At 72.6% G+C, this 17,308-nt stretch carries 15 protein-coding genes; 8 read left to right on the plus strand and 7 right to left on the minus strand.

Annotated features, from left to right (window positions below; all coding sequences use genetic code 11):
- The coding region (locus DEP02_RS31130; RefSeq protein WP_438947813.1) for a DEAD/DEAH box helicase at positions 1 to 1,274 on the minus strand (1,274 nt) is incomplete at its 3' end.
- 495 nt (positions 1,275 to 1,769) lie between these two features.
- Here DEP02_RS31130 and DEP02_RS31135 point away from each other — a divergent pair.
- The gene (locus DEP02_RS31135; protein WP_198668677.1) at positions 1,770 to 2,528 is read left to right on the plus strand and encodes a ferritin-like fold-containing protein; all 759 of its coding nucleotides are present in this window, start codon (positions 1,770 to 1,772) and stop codon (positions 2,526 to 2,528) included.
- Between the two features lie 133 nt (positions 2,529 to 2,661).
- On the opposite strand, the gene DEP02_RS31140 is transcribed toward DEP02_RS31135, so the two are convergent.
- The 4 genes from DEP02_RS31140 to DEP02_RS31155 all read right to left on the minus strand — a co-directional run bounded on the left by DEP02_RS31140 (position 2,662) and on the right by DEP02_RS31155 (position 4,581).
- Positions 2,662 to 2,931: a hypothetical protein gene (locus DEP02_RS31140; protein WP_112471034.1), complete on the minus strand. Its 270-nt coding sequence runs from the start codon at positions 2,929 to 2,931 to the stop codon at positions 2,662 to 2,664.
- A gap of 185 nt (positions 2,932 to 3,116) precedes the next feature.
- Complete coding sequence (locus DEP02_RS31145) at positions 3,117 to 3,344, minus strand: DUF3107 domain-containing protein (RefSeq protein ID WP_112471018.1); 228 nt, start codon at positions 3,342 to 3,344, stop codon at positions 3,117 to 3,119.
- Between the two features lie 134 nt (positions 3,345 to 3,478).
- Positions 3,479 to 4,126 (minus strand): TetR/AcrR family transcriptional regulator, encoded by a 648-nt coding sequence (locus DEP02_RS31150; protein ID WP_112471019.1) that lies wholly within the window; start codon positions 4,124 to 4,126, stop codon positions 3,479 to 3,481.
- 230 nt (positions 4,127 to 4,356) lie between these two features.
- Positions 4,357 to 4,581, minus strand: coding sequence for an Rv3202a family protein (locus DEP02_RS31155; protein ID WP_112471020.1), 225 nt, complete (start codon positions 4,579 to 4,581; stop codon positions 4,357 to 4,359).
- Between the two features lie 190 nt (positions 4,582 to 4,771).
- Here DEP02_RS31155 and DEP02_RS31160 point away from each other — a divergent pair, with 190 nt between their 5' ends.
- The 7 genes from DEP02_RS31160 to moeZ all read left to right on the plus strand — a co-directional run bounded on the left by DEP02_RS31160 (position 4,772) and on the right by moeZ (position 13,912).
- Positions 4,772 to 5,806 carry an alpha/beta fold hydrolase gene (locus DEP02_RS31160; RefSeq protein WP_232839352.1) on the plus strand — a complete coding sequence of 345 codons (1,035 nt, stop codon included), beginning with the start codon at positions 4,772 to 4,774 and terminating at the stop codon, positions 5,804 to 5,806.
- Between the two features lie 8 nt (positions 5,807 to 5,814).
- Positions 5,815 to 7,608 (plus strand): DUF3152 domain-containing protein, encoded by a 1,794-nt coding sequence (locus tag DEP02_RS35945; protein WP_232839353.1) that lies wholly within the window; start codon positions 5,815 to 5,817, stop codon positions 7,606 to 7,608.
- Positions 7,609 to 7,833: 225 nt separating this feature from the next.
- Positions 7,834 to 9,561, plus strand: coding sequence for a DUF3492 domain-containing protein (locus DEP02_RS31170; protein WP_112471022.1), 1,728 nt, complete (start codon positions 7,834 to 7,836; stop codon positions 9,559 to 9,561).
- A complete protein-coding gene (locus tag DEP02_RS31175; RefSeq protein ID WP_198668678.1) occupies positions 9,558 to 10,763 on the plus strand; it encodes a hypothetical protein in 1,206 nt (401 codons plus the stop codon). Before DEP02_RS31170 ends, DEP02_RS31175 begins: the two co-directional genes overlap by 4 nt.
- A gap of 207 nt (positions 10,764 to 10,970) precedes the next feature.
- Positions 10,971 to 11,933 carry an NAD-dependent epimerase/dehydratase family protein gene (locus DEP02_RS31180; protein ID WP_112471023.1) on the plus strand — a complete coding sequence of 321 codons (963 nt, stop codon included), beginning with the start codon at positions 10,971 to 10,973 and terminating at the stop codon, positions 11,931 to 11,933.
- Complete coding sequence (locus DEP02_RS31185) at positions 11,921 to 12,670, plus strand: spherulation-specific family 4 protein (protein ID WP_112471024.1); 750 nt, start codon at positions 11,921 to 11,923, stop codon at positions 12,668 to 12,670. The genes DEP02_RS31180 and DEP02_RS31185 overlap by 13 nt, the downstream gene beginning before the upstream one ends.
- 63 nt (positions 12,671 to 12,733) lie before the next feature.
- Positions 12,734 to 13,912: an adenylyltransferase/sulfurtransferase MoeZ gene (moeZ, locus tag DEP02_RS31190; RefSeq protein ID WP_112471025.1), complete on the plus strand. Its 1,179-nt coding sequence runs from the start codon at positions 12,734 to 12,736 to the stop codon at positions 13,910 to 13,912.
- A gap of 71 nt (positions 13,913 to 13,983) precedes the next feature.
- Here the strand turns inward: moeZ and DEP02_RS31195 are convergent, their stop codons facing one another.
- Together DEP02_RS31195 and DEP02_RS31200 are read right to left on the minus strand one after the other, a co-directional pair.
- Positions 13,984 to 15,507 carry an alpha/beta hydrolase gene (locus DEP02_RS31195; protein ID WP_112471026.1) on the minus strand — a complete coding sequence of 508 codons (1,524 nt, stop codon included), beginning with the start codon at positions 15,505 to 15,507 and terminating at the stop codon, positions 13,984 to 13,986.
- A 175-nt stretch (positions 15,508 to 15,682) separates the two neighbouring features.
- The gene (locus tag DEP02_RS31200; protein WP_112471027.1) at positions 15,683 to 17,254 is read right to left on the minus strand and encodes an alpha/beta hydrolase; all 1,572 of its coding nucleotides are present in this window, start codon (positions 17,252 to 17,254) and stop codon (positions 15,683 to 15,685) included.
- Between the last annotated feature and the right edge of the window lie 54 nt (positions 17,255 to 17,308).

Raw genomic sequence — 17,308 nt, forward strand, 5'->3', positions numbered from 1 at the left:
AGCGTACGCGCCGGGCGCTCGCGGTCGGTGCCGCGCGCCTCGTCCCGGCCGCCCCGGCCACCGTGACCGCGCCCGCGGCCGCCGGTCTCGCCGAGGTCCTCCAGTTCCTCCGCGTCCAGCCCCGCGCGGGTGCGCTCCGAACGCGGCAGGACACCCTTCGTACCCTCGGGGATGCCCAGGTCCGAGAACAGGTGCGGGGAGGTGGAGTACGTCTCCACCGGGTCGTTGAAGTCCAGCTCCAGCGCCTTGTTGATCAGCTGCCAGCGCGGGATGTCGTCCCAGTCGACGAACGTGATCGCCGTACCCGACGCGCCCGCGCGGCCCGTACGGCCGATGCGGTGCAGGTACGTCTTCTCGTCCTCGGGCGATTGGTAGTTGATGACGTGCGTGACGCCCTCGACGTCGATGCCGCGCGCGGCGACGTCGGTGCAGACGAGCACGTCGACCTTGCCGTTGCGGAAGGCGCGCAGCGCCTGCTCGCGGGCGCCCTGGCCGAGGTCGCCGTGGACCGAGCCGGCGGCGAAGCCGCGGCGCTGCAGCTGCTCGGCGATGTCGGCCGCCGTGCGCTTGGTCCGGCAGAAGACCATCGCCAGTCCGCGGCCCTCGGCCTGCAGTATGCGGGCGACCACCTCGGGCTTGTCGAGCGAGTGCGCGCGGTAGACGAACTGCTTGATGTTCGCGACCGTCACGCCCTCGTCGTCCGGCGCGGTGGCACGGATGTGCATGGGCTGCGACATGTAGCGGCGGGCCAGCCCGATCACCGCGCCCGGCATGGTGGCCGAGAACAGCATGGTCTGCCGCTTGGCCGGCAGCATGTCGATGATCTTCTCGACGTCGGGCAGGAAGCCCAGGTCGAGCATCTCGTCGGCCTCGTCGAGCACCAGGCAGCGGACGTGCTTCAGGTTCAGCTTCTTCTGGCCGGCGAGGTCCAGCAGCCGGCCCGGGGTGCCGACGACCACGTCGACGCCCTTCTTCAGGGCCTCCACCTGGGGCTCGTAGGCCCGGCCGCCGTAGATCGAGACGACCCGCACATTGCGCACCTTGCCGGCGGTCAGCAGGTCGTTGGTGACCTGGACGCACAGCTCGCGCGTGGGGACGACGATGAGTGCCTGCGGGGCGTCGGTGAGGGCCTCGGGGGCGGCGCGCCCCGCCTCGACGTCGACGGGGACGGTCACGCGCTCGAGGAGCGGAAGACCGAAGCCGAGCGTCTTGCCGGTGCCGGTCTTGGCCTGGCCGATGACGTCCGTGCCCGCCAGGGCCACGGGCAGCGTCATCTCCTGGATGGGGAAGGGGGTGGTGATGCCGACGGCTTCCAGGGCCTCGGCGGTCTCGGGGAGGATCCCGAGCTCTCGGAACGTGGTAGTCAGGGTGCTGCCTCTTCTGTGTACGCGGCGCGAGGCGAACGCGGGGGTCGTGTCACCTGACCGTGCCGGGGACGTCGGCCGCCCTCGCGGGGCGGACGGTGTGGCACGGGACCACAGCCGACGCTCTAGCGCTCGTACCGCTGAGGGTGTCCCTCCGATCGTCGTACGCACAGAGCCGTACGGTCAGGGAGGGCTGTCGGGTCGGAGCCGATCGGGCCACCGACCGGGCATCCTCATGCATGCGGCCTGTCGACGTACGCCGATCCACGTCGGCGTACTCAGCAGGCGCATTACCACCATACCCCGGAAACGCGCACATGTGATGGCTGATTCGGTCACGTAGTCGTCATCACACTGGTTGGCCAGGTCCTTCGAACACGCGGAGAGCGGGCTATTGTGCGCTTCATGACGAGCTCTGACAAGTCTGACAACGCCTCCGGCGCGCCCGCCGAACCCACCGGGCAGCACACCGGGATCACCGCCCAGGACTGGGCGACGGCCGCCGCCGACCCGCAGTACCGCGCCGCGGTCGTGGACCTGCTCGGCGCACTCGCGTACGGAGAGCTCGCGGCGTTCGAACGGCTCGCGGAGGACGCCAAGCTGGCGCCCACCCTCGCGGACAAGGCCGAGCTGGCGAAGATGGCGTCGGCCGAGTTCCACCACTTCGAGCGGCTGCGCGACCGGCTCACGGAGATCGGCGAGGAGCCGACCGCCGCGATGGATCCGTTCGTCGCCGCGCTCGAGGGCTTCCACAAGCAGACGGCGCCCTCGGACTGGCTGGAAGGGCTCGTCAAGGCCTACGTCGGCGACTCGATCGCCAGCGACTTCTACCGGGAGGTCGCCGTCCGCCTGGACTCCGACACACGCGAGCTGGTGCTCGCCGTCCTCGCCAACACCGGGTACGCCGACTTCGCTGTGGAGAAGGTGCGCGCGGCGATCGACAAGGACCCGCGTGTGGGCGGCCGGCTCGCGCTGTGGGCGCGGCGCCTGATGGGCGAGGCGCTGTCGCAGTCCCAGCGGGTCGTGGCCGAGCGGGACGCGCTGTCCACGATGCTCGTCGGCGGCGTCGCAGACGGCTTCGACCTCGCCGAGGTCGGCAGGATGTTCTCCAGGATCACCGAGGCGCACACCAAGCGGATGTCCGCGCTGGGACTGGCGGCTTAGGGGCCCAGGCTCAGGGGGCCCGGCTCAGGGGCCCGGCTCAGGGGGCCCGGCTCAGGGGTCCGCGGGGCGGTCTCCGGACTTCCGGGGCCGCCTCGGGGAGCGCGCCGGGGACTGCGCCGCCGTCGGCGCCGGATCAGGCCGGTGCCGATCGCCGGCGCAGTCCACCCGCGGGGCGCACCAGCAGCGACAGGGAGGCGGCCGAGACGACCACCGCGCCGAGCAGGGCCGGCACCAGGCTGCCGGAACCGAGCGCGCTGTGCGTGACGAAGGCGCCGAAGAGGGCTCCGGCGACACCGGTCGACTGCACCAGGAGGCGGGACGGCAGACGGTGGGCCAGGCGGTGGAACGCGGTCCAGCCGAGCAGCAGGCCGATCAGCGCGGAGCCGAGCGCTTCCAAGAACATGATGGTCCCCTCCCACACGGTCGGCCGGTGCTGACGGTCGTAGCCCGTCATACCCCTGACCTGCGGAAGGCAACCCTCTCTGTGAGCGGATTGTGCGCCACGCGTGAAGAAACGCGAGAGGGGTCCGGCGGTGGAAGGCCGCCGGACCCCTCCTGTCGTTTCGTCGACCACGACCACGGCGCGCACTACAGCGCGCCGAAGCCCACCTTGCGCGGGGCCGGCTCGCCGATCTCGATGTAGGCGAGACGGTCGGCCGGGACCAGCACCTTGCGGCCGTGCTCGTCCACGAGGGTCAGCAGCTGCGACTTCCCGGCCAGCGCCTCGGCCACCGCCCGCTCGACCTCCTCGGCGCTCTGACCGCTCTCCAGAACGATCTCGCGGGGCGCGTGCTGCACGCCGATCTTGACCTCCACGGCTATGTCCCTCCGACGGTCGGTGAAGTGCGCGACCTTCCGCGCCGTACCTGCACACATTAGCCCGGTGAGGCGACGAACACGCTGTGCCGGGGCTCGCCAGGAGCGAACAGCCCACGGTCTCAGTGGTGTCTTCAGTGGTGCTGCTGCTCGCTGCCGTGCAGCGGGAAACCGGCGATGCCGCGCCAGGCCAGGGACGTCAGCAGCTGGACCGCCTGGTCGCGCGGGACGCTGCGGTCGCTGTGCAGCCAGGAGCGGGCCACCACCTGCGCGAGGCCGCCGAGACCGGACGCCAGCAGCATCGACTCCTCACGCGAGAGGCCGGTGTCCTCCTCGATCACGTCGCAGATCGCCTCGGCGCACTCGTTGGTGACCTTGTCGACGCGCTCGCGCACCGCCGGCTCGTTCGTCAGGTCCGACTCGAAGACCAGCCGGAAGGCGCCGCCGTCGTCCTCGATGTACGCGAAGTAGGCGTCCATCGTGGCGCGCACGCGTTGCTTGTTGTCGGTCGTCGACGCCAGCGCGTTCCGTACGGACTGGATGAGTGCCTCGCAGTGCTGGTCCAGCAGTGCGAGGTAGAGGTCGAGCTTGCCCGGGAAATGCTGGTAGAGCACCGGCTTGCTGACGCCGGCGCGCTCGGCGATGTCGTCCATGGCGGCGGCGTGGTAGCCCTGCGCCACGAAGACTTCCTGGGCGGCGCCCAGCAACTGATTCCGGCGGGCACGGCGCGGCAGGCGCGTGCCTCGCGGGCGTGCCGCCTCTGTCTGCTCGATGGCTGTCACGCCGCCTCCCAAAGTTGTCCACTTGCGGTGTGCGCCGCGCCGCCATCGTACTTTTCGGTAACCGTGCTGTGCGCGGTGCGAACGCAGAATTTCACGGACTGGACGGCGACGAAAGCGGCGCAGAAGGTTTCAAACGGATTCAGACCGGGCACAACACAGCTTCGTTCCTGGTCAGCGGCGGTCTCTCCCGTCCGGCGCCTCGAACGCGCATCCGCTCACCACCTCGTGCCTCACCGGTAGTCGTCCTCGTCGATGGAGACGACCCGCGCCTGTTCGACGAGATCCGCCTCGCTGGCGCGGTCCAGATCCTCGGTCAGGTCCTCGGTGAAGGGCTCGTCACGACCCGGCGCGACGTCCGCCAGCTGCTCGGCGGCGTCGTTCTCCGGAGCCTCGACGTCGATCTCCGTGGCGTCGTCGTCCTCGAACGTCTCGGGATCGGTGGGGTCGAATGCCATGCTGGGCTCCCTTCGTGCGGAATGTCCCTGCGGGTGTCCCCGGTGGTGGGCAGGGACCATGTGCGGGTGCCCTCTGTACGAGCGTAGGAGACACCCGAAGTGGACGCTATGCGATCCGCGGCCCCCGGGGTGCGTGATCTGTGACAGCGAACACAGGAATCACTATGTGATCGTCTCGTAACATTGCCGCATGTCTTCGACCGAGCTGCCCTCCGTGCCGCCCGCCAACGTTCTCCCCAGGGTGGCACCCCTCGGGATCGTGGAGGGAGAGCACCTGCGCTCGGTCGAGCTGCCCGGGATCACGCTGGCGGTGCGCTCGCGCCCGTCCGCGGGGGAGGGGCTGCCGCCCGCGCTGTACGTGCACGGCCTCGGCGGTTCCTCGCAGAACTGGTCGGCGCTGATGGCGCTGCTCGACGGCGTCGTCGACGGCGAGGCGCTCGACCTGCCGGGCTTCGGGGACTCCCCGCCCCCGGACGACGGCGACTACTCCGTCACCGGGCACGCGCGCGCGGTGATCCGCTTCCTCGACGCCTCCGGCCGCGGAGCCGTCCACCTGTTCGGCAACTCGCTGGGCGGCGCCGTCTCCACGCGTGTCGCGGCGCTGCGGCCCGACCTCGTGCGCACGCTCACCCTCGTCTCGCCCGCGCTGCCCGAACTCCGGGTGCAGCGCAGCGCCGTGCCGACCGGCCTGCTCGCGGTACCGGGCGTGACCGCCCTGTTCACGCGGCTCACCCGGGAGTGGACGGCGGAACAGCGGGTCCGCGGGGTCATGGCCCTGTGCTACGGCGACCCGGGGCGGGTGACGCCGGAGGGGTTCCGCAACGCGGTGCGGGAGATGGAGCGGCGGCTGCAACTGCCGTATTTCTGGGACGCGATGGCGCGCTCCGCGCGCGGGATCGTGGATGCGTACACGCTGGGCGGCCAGCACGGGCTGTGGCGCCAGGCCGAGCGGGTCCTCGCGCCCACGCTGCTGGTCTACGGCGGCCGCGACCAGCTCGTCGGCTTCCGCATGGCCCAGCGCGCGGCCCGGGCCTTCCGCGGCTCCCGCCTCCTCACTCTGCCGGACGCCGGCCATGTGGCCATGATGGAGTACCCGGATACGGTGGCGACCGCATTCCGGGAACTGCTGGTGGACACGGGGGAGTTGGAGGGCAAGGCTGTGACGCACACGGATACGGCCGAACGGGCCGGTGGCGGGGCCTCCGACACGGGTACGGGAGGCTGAGGGGCGAGGTGGGACGCCACAGCCGCCGCGGGCCCGCTCCTCGGGGCAACACCGCGGACACGACCGCAGCACGGGACGGCCGCGAACCTCGGCGCGGCCGGGAGCCGCGGCAGGGCCGCGAGCCCAGGGGTGGCCCCGGGGAGGCCTGGGACCGCCCGGATCCCCGGGAAGGCCGCGGCGATCGGCCGGGGCCGGGCGCGATGCCGGAGAGCCGGCGGGAGACGGGCGGCCTGCCGCCACCGGGGCCGTGGCCCGGTTCCGGCCCGGTGTCCGGAGGGCCGACGGGTGCGGGAGGCCCGGCGTACGGGACCCCCGCCCAGTGGGGGCCGCACTTCGAGGGCGGGACTCCCGCGCGGGGTGTTCCGCGGTTTCCGGACGGCACTCCCGTGCGGGAGGATGTGCGTCGGCCTGACGGGACACCGGCTCAGGGCGTTCCGTGGCCGCCTGGCGGGACGTCTGCGCACGGAGTGCCGGGGTTCGCCGATGGGGCGTCCGCGCACGGAGTGCCGGGGTTCGCCCATGGGACGTCCGCGTGGGGGGTCCCACGGTTTCCTGACGGCACCCCCGCGCGCGGTGTTCCGCGACCTGCTGACGGCACCCCGGCCCACGGAGTCCCTCGCTTTCCTGACGGCACCCCCGCTCACGGGGTCCCCCGGGTCCGGGGCGGGCACCCCGAGCAGCGGGAAGCCGGGGGTGGCTGGGGTCACCTGGGGGCCGGCGAAGCTGCGGCGCAGGGACCGCCGGCCGCCGGACTCGGGACTCCGAGGGGCGTGGGCGCTTCCGCGGGGGCCCGCGCTCCCATTCCCCGGCAGCGGCAGTCGCCTCCCGCAGGGCCCCGGCAGGAGTACCTGGAGGCCTTCGACGAGGACGACGTCTTCGCGCCCCGGCCCCGCGCCGGCGTGCCGTCCGTGTACCCGGCCGTGGTCTCGCCCGTCCCGCCGGCCGGGCCGGGCGCCGAGGCCGCGCCACAGTCCGCCGACGAGCCCGCGCGCGCCACCGGGACCAAGGGGCGGACGTTCACCGGCGTCGCGGCCGCCGCGGTCACCACCGTGCTCGCCGTCGTCGTCGCCGGACAGGTCGCCGACGACCGCTCCGACGCCGATCTGCGGCCGCAGTCCGCCACCGACCGCACGGACGGCGACGCCGCGGGCATCGCGGGTGCCGACGGCAAGCCGGCGGCACCGCCGCCGAACGTGTCGACGCTGACGTACGGCCAGAAGATGAGCATGAGGTACGCGCTCAGCCCCACCCTCAAGGGCTCGGGCAGGTTCGAGGCGGTCCCGGGCCTCACCAAGGCGCCCGGCAAGGGGCGCAAGTACACCTACCGCGTCGACGTGGAGCAGGGCCTCGGCCTCGACGGCGAGCTCTTCGCCCAGGCCGTGCACAGGACGCTCAACGACGACCGCAGTTGGTCCCACAACGGCGACCGCACCTTCGAGCGCGTCTCCTCCGGCAAGCCCGACTTCGTGATCACGCTCGCCAGCCCCGGCACCACCGCCACCTGGTGCGCCAAGTCCGGCCTGGACACCACCGAGGACAACGTCTCGTGCGACTCGGCCGCCACTGAGCGAGTGATGATCAACGCCTACCGGTGGGCGCAGGGCTCGAAGACCTACGGCGACAAGCTGTACGCCTACCGGCAGATGCTGATCAACCACGAGGTCGGCCACCGGCTCGGCTACGGACACGTCACCTGCGACAGGAACGGCGCCCTGGCGCCCGTCATGCAGCAGCAGACCAAGTTCCTGGACCACAACGGAATCCACTGCCTGCCCAACCCCTGGCCGTATCCCGGGAGTTGACCGTGACTCGGTGTGTGACGTCCCGTGCCCGAATGATCTCCTAGCGCGACGGAACGTACCCCGCACGGGAAAGTTACGTCAGTTCACCCCTTTTGGTGGCGCGATGGACAACCGTCCATCGCGCCACCCCCATGTCCGCATACGTTCGTCCCGCTGCGGGGCGAGCCGCCGGTGCGACGGCGGCTCCCCACCACGGGAGTGAGCGGAAGGATCGGGGGTGCACGCGTGCGCATCGGACTGGTGACGGAAGGTGGCTATCCGTATGTGGACGGTGACGCCGGGCTCTGGTGCGAACGGCTCGTGCGCGGGCTCGGACAGCACGAGTTCGACCTCTACGCGCTCAGCCGCAGCCGTCGGCAGGAGGACACGGGCTGGGTGCCGCTGCCGCCGCAGGTCAGCCGGGTCCGTACCGCACCTCTGTGGGCGGCCGAGGACGACGGCATCACGTACGGACGGCGCGCGCGACGGCGCTTCGCCGAGTGCTACGGCGAGCTGGCGTCGGTCCTGTGCGCGGCGAGCGGCGGTGACTCCGGCGACCCCGGCGGCCACGGCGAGGCGATCGGCCGGGACCGTGCCGACGATGAGGCGGACCGTTTCGGCGGCGCGCTGTACGGGCTCGCCGAACTCGCCCGCGACGAGGGCGGTCTGGTGGGCGCGCTGCGCTCGGAAACCGCCGTACGCGCGCTGGAACGCGCCTGCCGTGCGCCCGGCGCGTCGCGTGCGGCGCGCGAGGCCCGCGTCCCGGACCTGCTCGTGGCCGCCGGGCACCTGCGGCAGGCGCTGAGCCCTCTCGCGGTCGACTGGTACGAGGACGACGGCCTCGGCGCCACCGACCTGTGCCACGCGACGGCCGGCGGCGCGGCGGCCCTGTCCGGTCTGCTCGCCCGCCACTTCACCGGCGTTCCCCTGCTGGTCACCGAGTACGGCGCACAAGTGCGCGCGCACTACCTCGCCACCGGCACCGACGGAACCGCCCCGGCCGTACGGACCCTGCTCGCCGCGTTCCACGGCGGAGTCGCCGCCGAGACGTACCGGCGAGCCGCCCTCGTCACCCACGGCAACGCGCACACCCGCCGCTGGCAGGAGCGCTGCGGTGCCGACCGCGCCAGACTGCGCACCGTCCACCCCGGCATGGACGCCGCCGGCTTCACCGAGGCCGGGGAGTCACCGGAGGCTGCCGACCCGGACACGCTGGTGTGGGTCGGCCGCATCGAGCCCGCCAAGGACCTGGTGTCCCTGCTGCATGCCTTCGCCCAGGTGCGCAGGCAGCGACCGAAGGCGCGGCTGCGGATCGTGAGCACCGCGACCGGCTCCGACGGTGCCGCCTACCTGGGCCACTGCCGGGCGCTCGCCGCCCAGCTCTTCCCCGACGAGGCCGAGGGCCCGTACACCGTCGGCGACAACCCGGTGTCCTTCGAGGAGGTCGGCGGCCCTCGGGCCCCGACGCTCGCCGAGGCATACGCCTCGGGTGCCGTGATCGTCCTGTCGAGCGTCGTCGAGGGCTTCCCGACCGGCCTCGTCGAGGCGATGTTCTGCGGCCGTGCGACGGTCTCCACGGACGTCGGCGCGGTCGTGGAGGTCATCGGCGGCACCGGGCTCGTCGTACCCCCGCGCAATCCCCGGGCGTTCGCCGAGGCGTGCGTGGCGCTGCTGCGCGACCCGGAGCGCCGTGCGCGCCTGGGCGCCGCCGCCCGCGCCCGCGCGCTCGAACTGTTCACCGTCGAGCAGAACGTCGCCGCGTTCCACGGCATGTATCTCGAGGTCGTCTCGCACTGCCCGGTCCGGCGCGTCGTCCTCGGCGAGACCGGCGAACCCCTCCCGTTCGCCGCCCCGGCAGAGGCGCACGTACCCGGCAGCTGGACCGGGCCCCCCGCGCCCGTCGCGGTCCGCCGTTCCTCCGGCTCACCGGTGCCGTGCCCGACCCCCATGACCACCACGGAGGCCTCCGGATGAGCGGCCCGGGACAAAGCGACCACCCCGGCGTCACGGCCGCCGCCCTCCCGGCCGGTGACCTCGACGAGCCGGTCCCCGACCGGAGCCCGTCCGTGCCCTCCCGGCGCGGCACCGCCGACCCGGTCAAGACGCTGATGCACCGGCACCGCGAACTGTGTGAACGGGCCGTCGACCCCCTGGAGATCGCCGCCGGTCTGGAGGCGCACGGCGTCACCGACCGCACTGCCGCCCGCTTCCGCCACCGCGACGTCTTCTCGCTCGCCGAGGAGATGTACGCCCGGGTCTCCCGCGACACCGGCACCCCTCCGCGCCACGAGGCCGCCGCGGTGCCCCCGATGGGCCTCGGCCCGGCCGCGCTCGGCCTGCTGCCCGGCGCGCTGTGCACGGCCGCCGTGGCCGGGGTGCGCCTGACCGAGGGCCGGACGCGACTGACCGTCGCCGCGCTCGGCGTCCTCGCCGTGGGGCTGGGCCTGCGGGCCATGCTCCGTCACGGCCCGCTGAGCACCGGCAGACGTGCACCGGCCGGCCCGCACATGCCCGGCACGCGTGCGTGGACGTGCCTGCTGCTCGCCTACGCCCTCCTCGGCGACGGCCTGCTCGGCACCGCCGTCACCGGCGGCCCCGACGCACTGCCCGACGGCACCGCCGCCGGGTCCTGGCCGCTGACCACCGCCCCCGTGCTGGCCCTCGCCCTCGCCGCCGCCCCGGCGGTCTGGACCACCCACCTCTTCGCTGTCCACGCCCGGCGCAGGCTGACCACCAGCCGTGGGCTGGAGGAGTTCACCGCGTCCGTACGACCCCTGCTGCTCGGCACCTTCGGCCTGTTCCTGTGCGCCCTGACCGCCCTCACCGCCGCGTGCGGGGCGGTCCTGGACGAGCCCGCGGGCTACGCGCAGGTCCTCACGCTGGGCGCGCTGCTGCTGCTCGCCCGCCTCCTCACCGTGCACGGCTCCACCCGGGCCCCGGCCGTCGCCCTCGGCGCCGCGGCCACGGCCGAGACGGCGGCCCAGGCCGGCGTCTTCGCGGGCCGCCTCCCCGGCTGCCGTCTCCTCGCCACCCCGGCCGACACCCTCGTGGCCGCCTGGGGCCCGGGCGGCGTGCAGGCCCTCGCCTGCGGAGCGGCGGCCCTGGCCCTGCTCGTGCACGCGAGCCGCACGCTGACCAGGGCCTCGGCCCATGCGCGAGCGGAGGAACAGCCATGACGGGCCCATGTCCGGCCCCGCACACGCACCACCACACGGACGGGACCGCGGGCACGGCCCGCATTCCCCGGCCGACCGCAGGCACCCGGCTCACCGCCGGACCCCGTCGCACCACCCCCTTGAAGGAGAACACCAGATGATCACCGCCCGATCCGGAGCGTCCGGAGCATCCGGAGCCACCGGAGCGCACACCCCGGGAGCCGCCCGATGAGGGTTCTGCTGATCGGAGCCAACGGATACCTCGGCCGTTTCGTCGCCGACCGCCTGCTCGCCGACCCGGCCGTCCAGCTCACCACGCTCGGCCGCGGCGACGACGCCGACGTCCGCTTCGACCTCGCGACCGGCAGCCCCGGTGCGCTCACCCGCTTCCTGGACGCGGTCCACCCCGGCGTCGTCGTCAACTGCGCGGGCGCCACCCGGGGCGGCGCCCGCGAACTCACCCGGCACAACACCGTCGCCGTCGCCACCGTCTGCGAGGCCCTGCGCCGCAGCGGCTGCGGCGCCCGGCTGGTGCAGATCGGCTGCAGCTCCGAGTACGGCCCCAGCCAGCACGGCTCCTCCACTGCCGAGGACTCCGTGCCCCGCCCCGGCGGGCCGTACGGTGTCAGCAAGCTCGCCGCCACCGAACTGGTCCTCGGCTCCGGCCTGGACGCCGTCGTGCTCCGGGTCTTCTCACCCGCCGGACCCGGCACCCCGGCGGGCTCGCCGCTCGGCCGGCTCGCCGAGGCCATGCGCCGCGCCATGCAGTCCGGGGACAGCGACCTCAAGCTCGGCGGCCTCGGTGTGCAGCGCGACTTCGTCGACGTCCGCGACGTGGCCCGCGCCGTCCACGCCGCCTCCCTCTCCGCCGCCCAGGGCGTCATCAACATCGGCTCCGGCCGCGCCGTCCGGCTGCGCGACGCCGCGGCGACCCTCGCCCGCGTCGCCGGGTACGGCGGTACCCTCCACGAGCTCGACGGCCCGCCCGGCGGCCACCTCAGGCCCGCCATCGGACACCCCCGCACCGACTCGGACCACCCCGCCCCGGTCGCGTTCCCGTACCCCGACGGCTGCGGCAGCTGGCAGCAGGCCGATGTGCGCACCGCCCGCGACCGGCTCGGCTGGCGTCCCCGGATCAATCTCGAGGAGTCCCTGGCCGACATCTGGATGGAGGCGGCATGCCGTATCTGACCAGCACCCCGGCGGGCACCTCCAGCACCGACGTGCGCACCGGGTTCGGTGTCCCCGGCTGTGCCCACCCCCTTCTCGCCCCGGCCGAGTGGACCGAGCTCACCCGACCCGGCACACCGCTGCACTGGGTCGTCCTGAACGTCGCCGACGGACCCGGTGTCCAGCCCGACCCGCACTGCCTGGAGGCGGCCGGACGCCTGCGCAACGCGGGCGTCCGCGTCCTCGGCCACCTCGACGCCGCGCACGGCGCCCGGCCCTTGGCCGAGCTGGTCGCGGACGCGCGCCGGTACCTCGACTGGTACCGGGCCGACGGCTTCCTCCTGGACCACTGCCCGGCCGACCACGCCGGGCTGCCCGAGGTCCGCCGTACGGCCGGCGCGCTGCGAGCGCTGCGCGACGATGCCCATGTCGTCCTCGGCCACGGCACCCACCCGCACCCGGGTTACGCCGAGAACGCCGACCAACTGGTGACCTTCCGCGGCCCGTGGACCGACTACCGCTGGTCGCAGGTCGCCGAGTGGACCGCCGACTACCCGCCCGAGCGCTTCTGCCACCTGGTGCACGGCCTCCCGCGCGGCCACCTCGACGAGGCGCTGCGCATCGCCCGATGGCAGGGCGCGGCGACGATCTGGTTCACCGATCGCACGGACCGCGACGGCCTCGCCGACCCCTGGGAGAACCTGCCCGGCTACTGGGACGAAATCGTCTCGCGCATCGGAACGGGTGTCTCGGAATGAAGAAGGGCGTGGCAGTGTTACGAGAAGAACAACCATAGTGATTGACCGACCAACGGAGTCCCCGTGTCGCTGCCACCCCTGGTCGAGCCGGCTGACGAGCTCACCGTAGACGAGGTCCGCAGGTACTCCCGCCACCTGATCATTCCCGATGTCGGGATGGACGGGCAGAAGCGGCTGAAGAACGCCAAGGTGCTCTTTGTGGGCGCCGGTGGCCTGGGCTCGCCGGGGCTGATGTACCTGGCCGCGGCGGGCGTGGGCACGCTCGGCATCGTGGAGTTCGACGAGGTCGACGAGTCGAACCTGCAGCGCCAGGTCGTCCACAGCCAGTCCGACATCGGCCGCCCCAAGGCCGAGTCCGCCCGGGACACGATCAAGGGCATCAACCCGTACGTGAACGTGGTCCTTCACCAGGAGCGGCTCGAGGCCGAGAACGTGAAGGACGTCTTCAGCCAGTACGACCTGATCATCGACGGCACGGACAACTTCGCGACCCGCTACCTGGTCAACGACGCGTGCGTGCTCCTGGGCAAGCCGTACGTCTGGGGTTCGATCTACCGCTTCGACGGCCAGGCCTCCGTCTTCTGGTCCGAGCACGGCCCCTGCTACCGCTGCCTCTACCCGGAGCCCCCGCCGCCCGGGATGGTTCCCTCCTGCGCCGAGGGCGGCGTCCTGGGCGTGCTGTGCGCGTCCATCGGCTCCATCCAGGCCAACGAGGCCATCAAGCTCCTCGCGGGCATCGGCGAGCCGCTGGTCGGCCGCCTGATGATCTACGACGCCCTGGAGATGCAGTACCGCCAGGTCAAGGTCCGCAAGGACCCCGACTGCGCGATCTGCGGCGAGAACCCGACCGTTACCGAGCTCATCGACTACGAGGCCTTCTGCGGCGTCGTCTCCGAGGAGGCCCAGGCGGCGGCCGCCGACTCGACGATCACTCCCAAGCAGCTCAAGGAGTGGATCGACGACGGCGAGAACATCGAGCTCATCGACGTCCGTGAGCCGAACGAGTTCGAGATCGTCTCCATCCCGGGCGCCCGGCTGATCCCGAAGAACGAGTTCCTCATGGGCTCCGCCCTGGAGAACCTCCCGCACGACAAGAAGATCGTCTTGAACTGCAAGACGGGTGTCCGCAGTGCGGAAGTCCTCGCCGTGCTGAAGTCCGCGGGCTTCGCGGACGCGGTGCACGTCGGCGGCGGCGTGATCGGCTGGGTCAACCAGATCGAGCCGGAGAAGCCGGTCTACTGAGCCACGGCTCGGCCCGACCGTCCCACGGCGGGGGCTTCGCGCACCACGGGTGCCCGAAGCCCCCGCCGTCGTCATGAGCAGGCCTTGCCGTCCTTCGGCACCGTGCCGTGCAGCAGGTACGCGTTGACCGTCGAGTCCACGCAGTCGCTGCCGTTGCCGTAGGCCCCGTGGCCCTCGCCCCTCCAGGTGAGCTCCACGCCGACGCCCTTGCCGAGCTCGTCGGCCATCCTCCGCGCGCCCTCGTAGGGTGTCGCCGGGTCCCCGGTGTTGCCGATCAACAGGATCGGCGCCGCACCCGGTGCACTGACCCGCGGCGTGTCGTACTGGCCGGCCACCGGCCAGTCGTGGCACCAGCCGGCCGTGTCCCAGGCCAGGAAGGCGCCGAACACGGGTGAGATCTTCTCGAACTCGGGCAGCAGCTTCCTCGCCTGCTCCGGGGTCGGCCGCTGCTTGGCGTCCAGGCACGATATGGCCCGCTGCGCATGGGTCGACGTGCCGTAGCGGCCCGAGCTGTCCCGCTCGTTGTAGGCGTCGGCGAGAGCCAGCAGCGCGGAGCCGTCTCCCTGCTCCGCCGTCGTCAGGGCGCCGGTCAGGGCCGGCCAGCTGCTCTTGTTGTAGAGCGGCAGGACGATGCCGGTGAGCGCCGACGTCTGCGTCAGCTTCCGCCCGGAGGAGGTGGGCAGCGGCTTCGCGTCGATCCGCCCCAGCAGGCCGGCGATCTTGCGCGAGCCCTGTTCGGGGTCCTGCCCGGTCGACTTCAGGTAGTTGTCCAGCGCCCGCTGGAAACCCCTGGCCTGGTTCCGCGCGTGGCCCACCGAGTCCGCGGTCGGGTCGACCACCGCGTCCAGGACCAGCCGCCCCACGCGCCGGGGGAACAGATGCGCGTACACCCCGCCGAGCTCGGTGCCGTAGGAGAAGCCGAAGTAGTGCATCCTGGCGTCGCCGAGGACGTGGCGCATCAGGTCCATGTCCCGGGCGGTGTCGGTCGTCGAGACATGCGCGAGGAGCTTGCCCGCGGCCTTCTCGCAGCCCTGGCCGAAGTCGGCCGCGTCCTGGAAGTAGGCCCGTTCCTCGGCCGGGGTGTCCGGTGTCGCGTCGATCGCCTCGGCGGCCTGGATCTGCCGGTCGCCGCGGCAGCGGACGCCCTCGCTCCGGCCGACCCCGCGCGGGTCCCAGCTCACCAGGTCGTAGCGCTGCCGCAGGGTGCCGACCACGGAGTCGTACGACGGCATCGTGTCCACGCCCGAGCCGCCGGGTCCGCCGAAGTTGAACAGCAGCGAGCCGGTGCGCTCGCCGGTGGCTCCGGCGCGGATGAGGGCGAGGCCGATGGTCTCGCCGTCCGGCCGGGACCAGTCCAGGGGTGCCTTGAGTGTCGCGCACTGCCAGCCGCCGCCCGGCGCGGGGGAGCCGGCGGTGGCCTTGCAACGGCCCCAGTCGAGCCGCTGGGAGGTGAGCGAGGAGGGCAGCTCGGACGCCGGCGCCGGATCGGACCGGCTCTTCCCCTCGCCCCCGCCGTTGTCGGACGGTCCCCCGCCACACCCGGCCAGCAGCACCGCGGCGGCCAGCGCGGCCGCCCACCGTGTCAGACGTGACATGTGCTTCCCCCCTCACGGGCTCCCCGCGGATCGGCCGAGGGAGCGGTCACGCCATGGTAGGCAGATCCCGCCGCACCCCGTGCGGGCCTGTGGATAACCCTCTGACCTGCTACTTCGGTGTGAATGCGGGTCTTTCGCCGAGCGATGCGGGGCGCGTGGCCGCCGGATCGAACACCTAGGCGCAGACCGTTCCGGTCGCGGGGAGCTTCCCGTCGAGCAGATAGCCGTTCACCGCGTTCTGGACGCACTTGTCCTTGCTGTTGTACGCGCCGTGTCCCTGGCCCTTCCAGGTGAGCTCGACGGCGACGCCCTTGCCCAGCGCGTCCGCCATCCTCTTCGCGCCCTGGTACGGGGTGGCCGGGTCGCCGGTGTTGCCCACGACGAGGATCGGCGCCGAGCCGGGCGCGCTCACATCGGGGTGGTCGGCCGCGCCGGGCACCGCCCAGTTGGTGCAGCTGAGGATTCCCCAGGCCAGGAAGTCGCCGAACAGCGGGGAGGCGGCCCGGAACGCGGGCAGCGTCCGCTCCACGTCGGCGGAGGTGTACCGCTGCTTCTGGTCGGCGCAGTTGATGGCGGCGTTCGCGGCGGTGATGTTGCTGTACGTGCCGTTCTCATTGCGGCCGTTCATGGCGTCCGACAGCAACATGAGGATCTGGCCGTTGCCGGCGTAGGCCTGCCGCAGTCCCTCGGTGAGGGGAGCCCACAGGTCCTTGGAGTACAGGGCCTGGGCGATGCCGTTGGTCGCGGCCGACTGGGTCAGCCGGCGCGGGAAGATGCCGGGGATCGGGTTGCTGTCGAGCTTCTTGAGCAGGGCGGCGACGCGGTTCTCGACGTCCTGCACGCTGCTGCCGATCGGACACTTGGCGCCCTTCGACACGCAGTCCTTCGCGAAGTTGTCCAGGGCCAGCTGGAAGCCCTTGGCCTGGCCGAGCGACACCTGCTCGAGGTTCTGCGTGGGGTCGACGACCGCGTCGAAGACGGCGCGGCCCACATGCGTGGGGAACAGATGGGCGTACACGCCCCCGAGCTCGGTGCCGTAGGAGATCCCGAAGTAGTACAGCTTGGAGTCGCCGAGGACCTGGCGCATCAGGTCCATGTCGCGGGCCGCGTCGGTGGTGCGCACATGGGGAAGGACCCTCCCGGAGTTCTTCTCGCAGGCGGCGTTGAACTGCTTGGTGTTGTTCAGGAACGCGGTGCGCTCGGCGGCGTCGTCCGGGGTGGTGTCCTGCTGGAAGTACCGGTCGAGCTGGGCGTCGCTCTCGCACTTCACGCCCGCGCTGCGGCCCACCCCGCGCGGGTCGAAGCTCACCAGGTCGTAGCGGGTGGCGAGCTTGGTGTAGTCCTGGGCGATCGACGGCAGGATGCTGACGCCGGAGCCGCCCGGTCCGCCGAAGTTGAAGATCAACGAGCCGATCCGCTTGCCCGGCCCGGTCGCCTTCACCCGGATCAGCGCGATGCCGATCGTGTCGCCGTTGGGCTTGCTCCAGTCCAGCGGCGCCTTCATGGTGGCGCACTGCCACGTGCCGCCGTTCGGCAGCGGGGAGGGTGCCGGGCCGTCGCCCTCGGCGGCGGACGGTGCCGGGCAGTCCTTCCAGTCCAGCTTCTGGGCGGTCATGTCCCCGCCCGCCGTACCCCCGCCCGCGGTGTCCGCGCCCGTCGAACGACTGCCGCAGCCTGCCACCAGGGCGGCCAGCAGGACGGCGGTTGCGGTCAGGGAGGCGGCACACAGTCCGCGGGGGTTCTGCATGCCTTCATCCTCACGCCGCCGGCAGGCCCGCGCGCGGGACGGGGGCCGTTCGGG

The organism is Streptomyces triticisoli (assembly GCF_003270085.1).
Taxonomy (GTDB): Bacteria; Actinomycetota; Actinomycetes; order Streptomycetales; family Streptomycetaceae; genus Streptomyces; species Streptomyces triticisoli.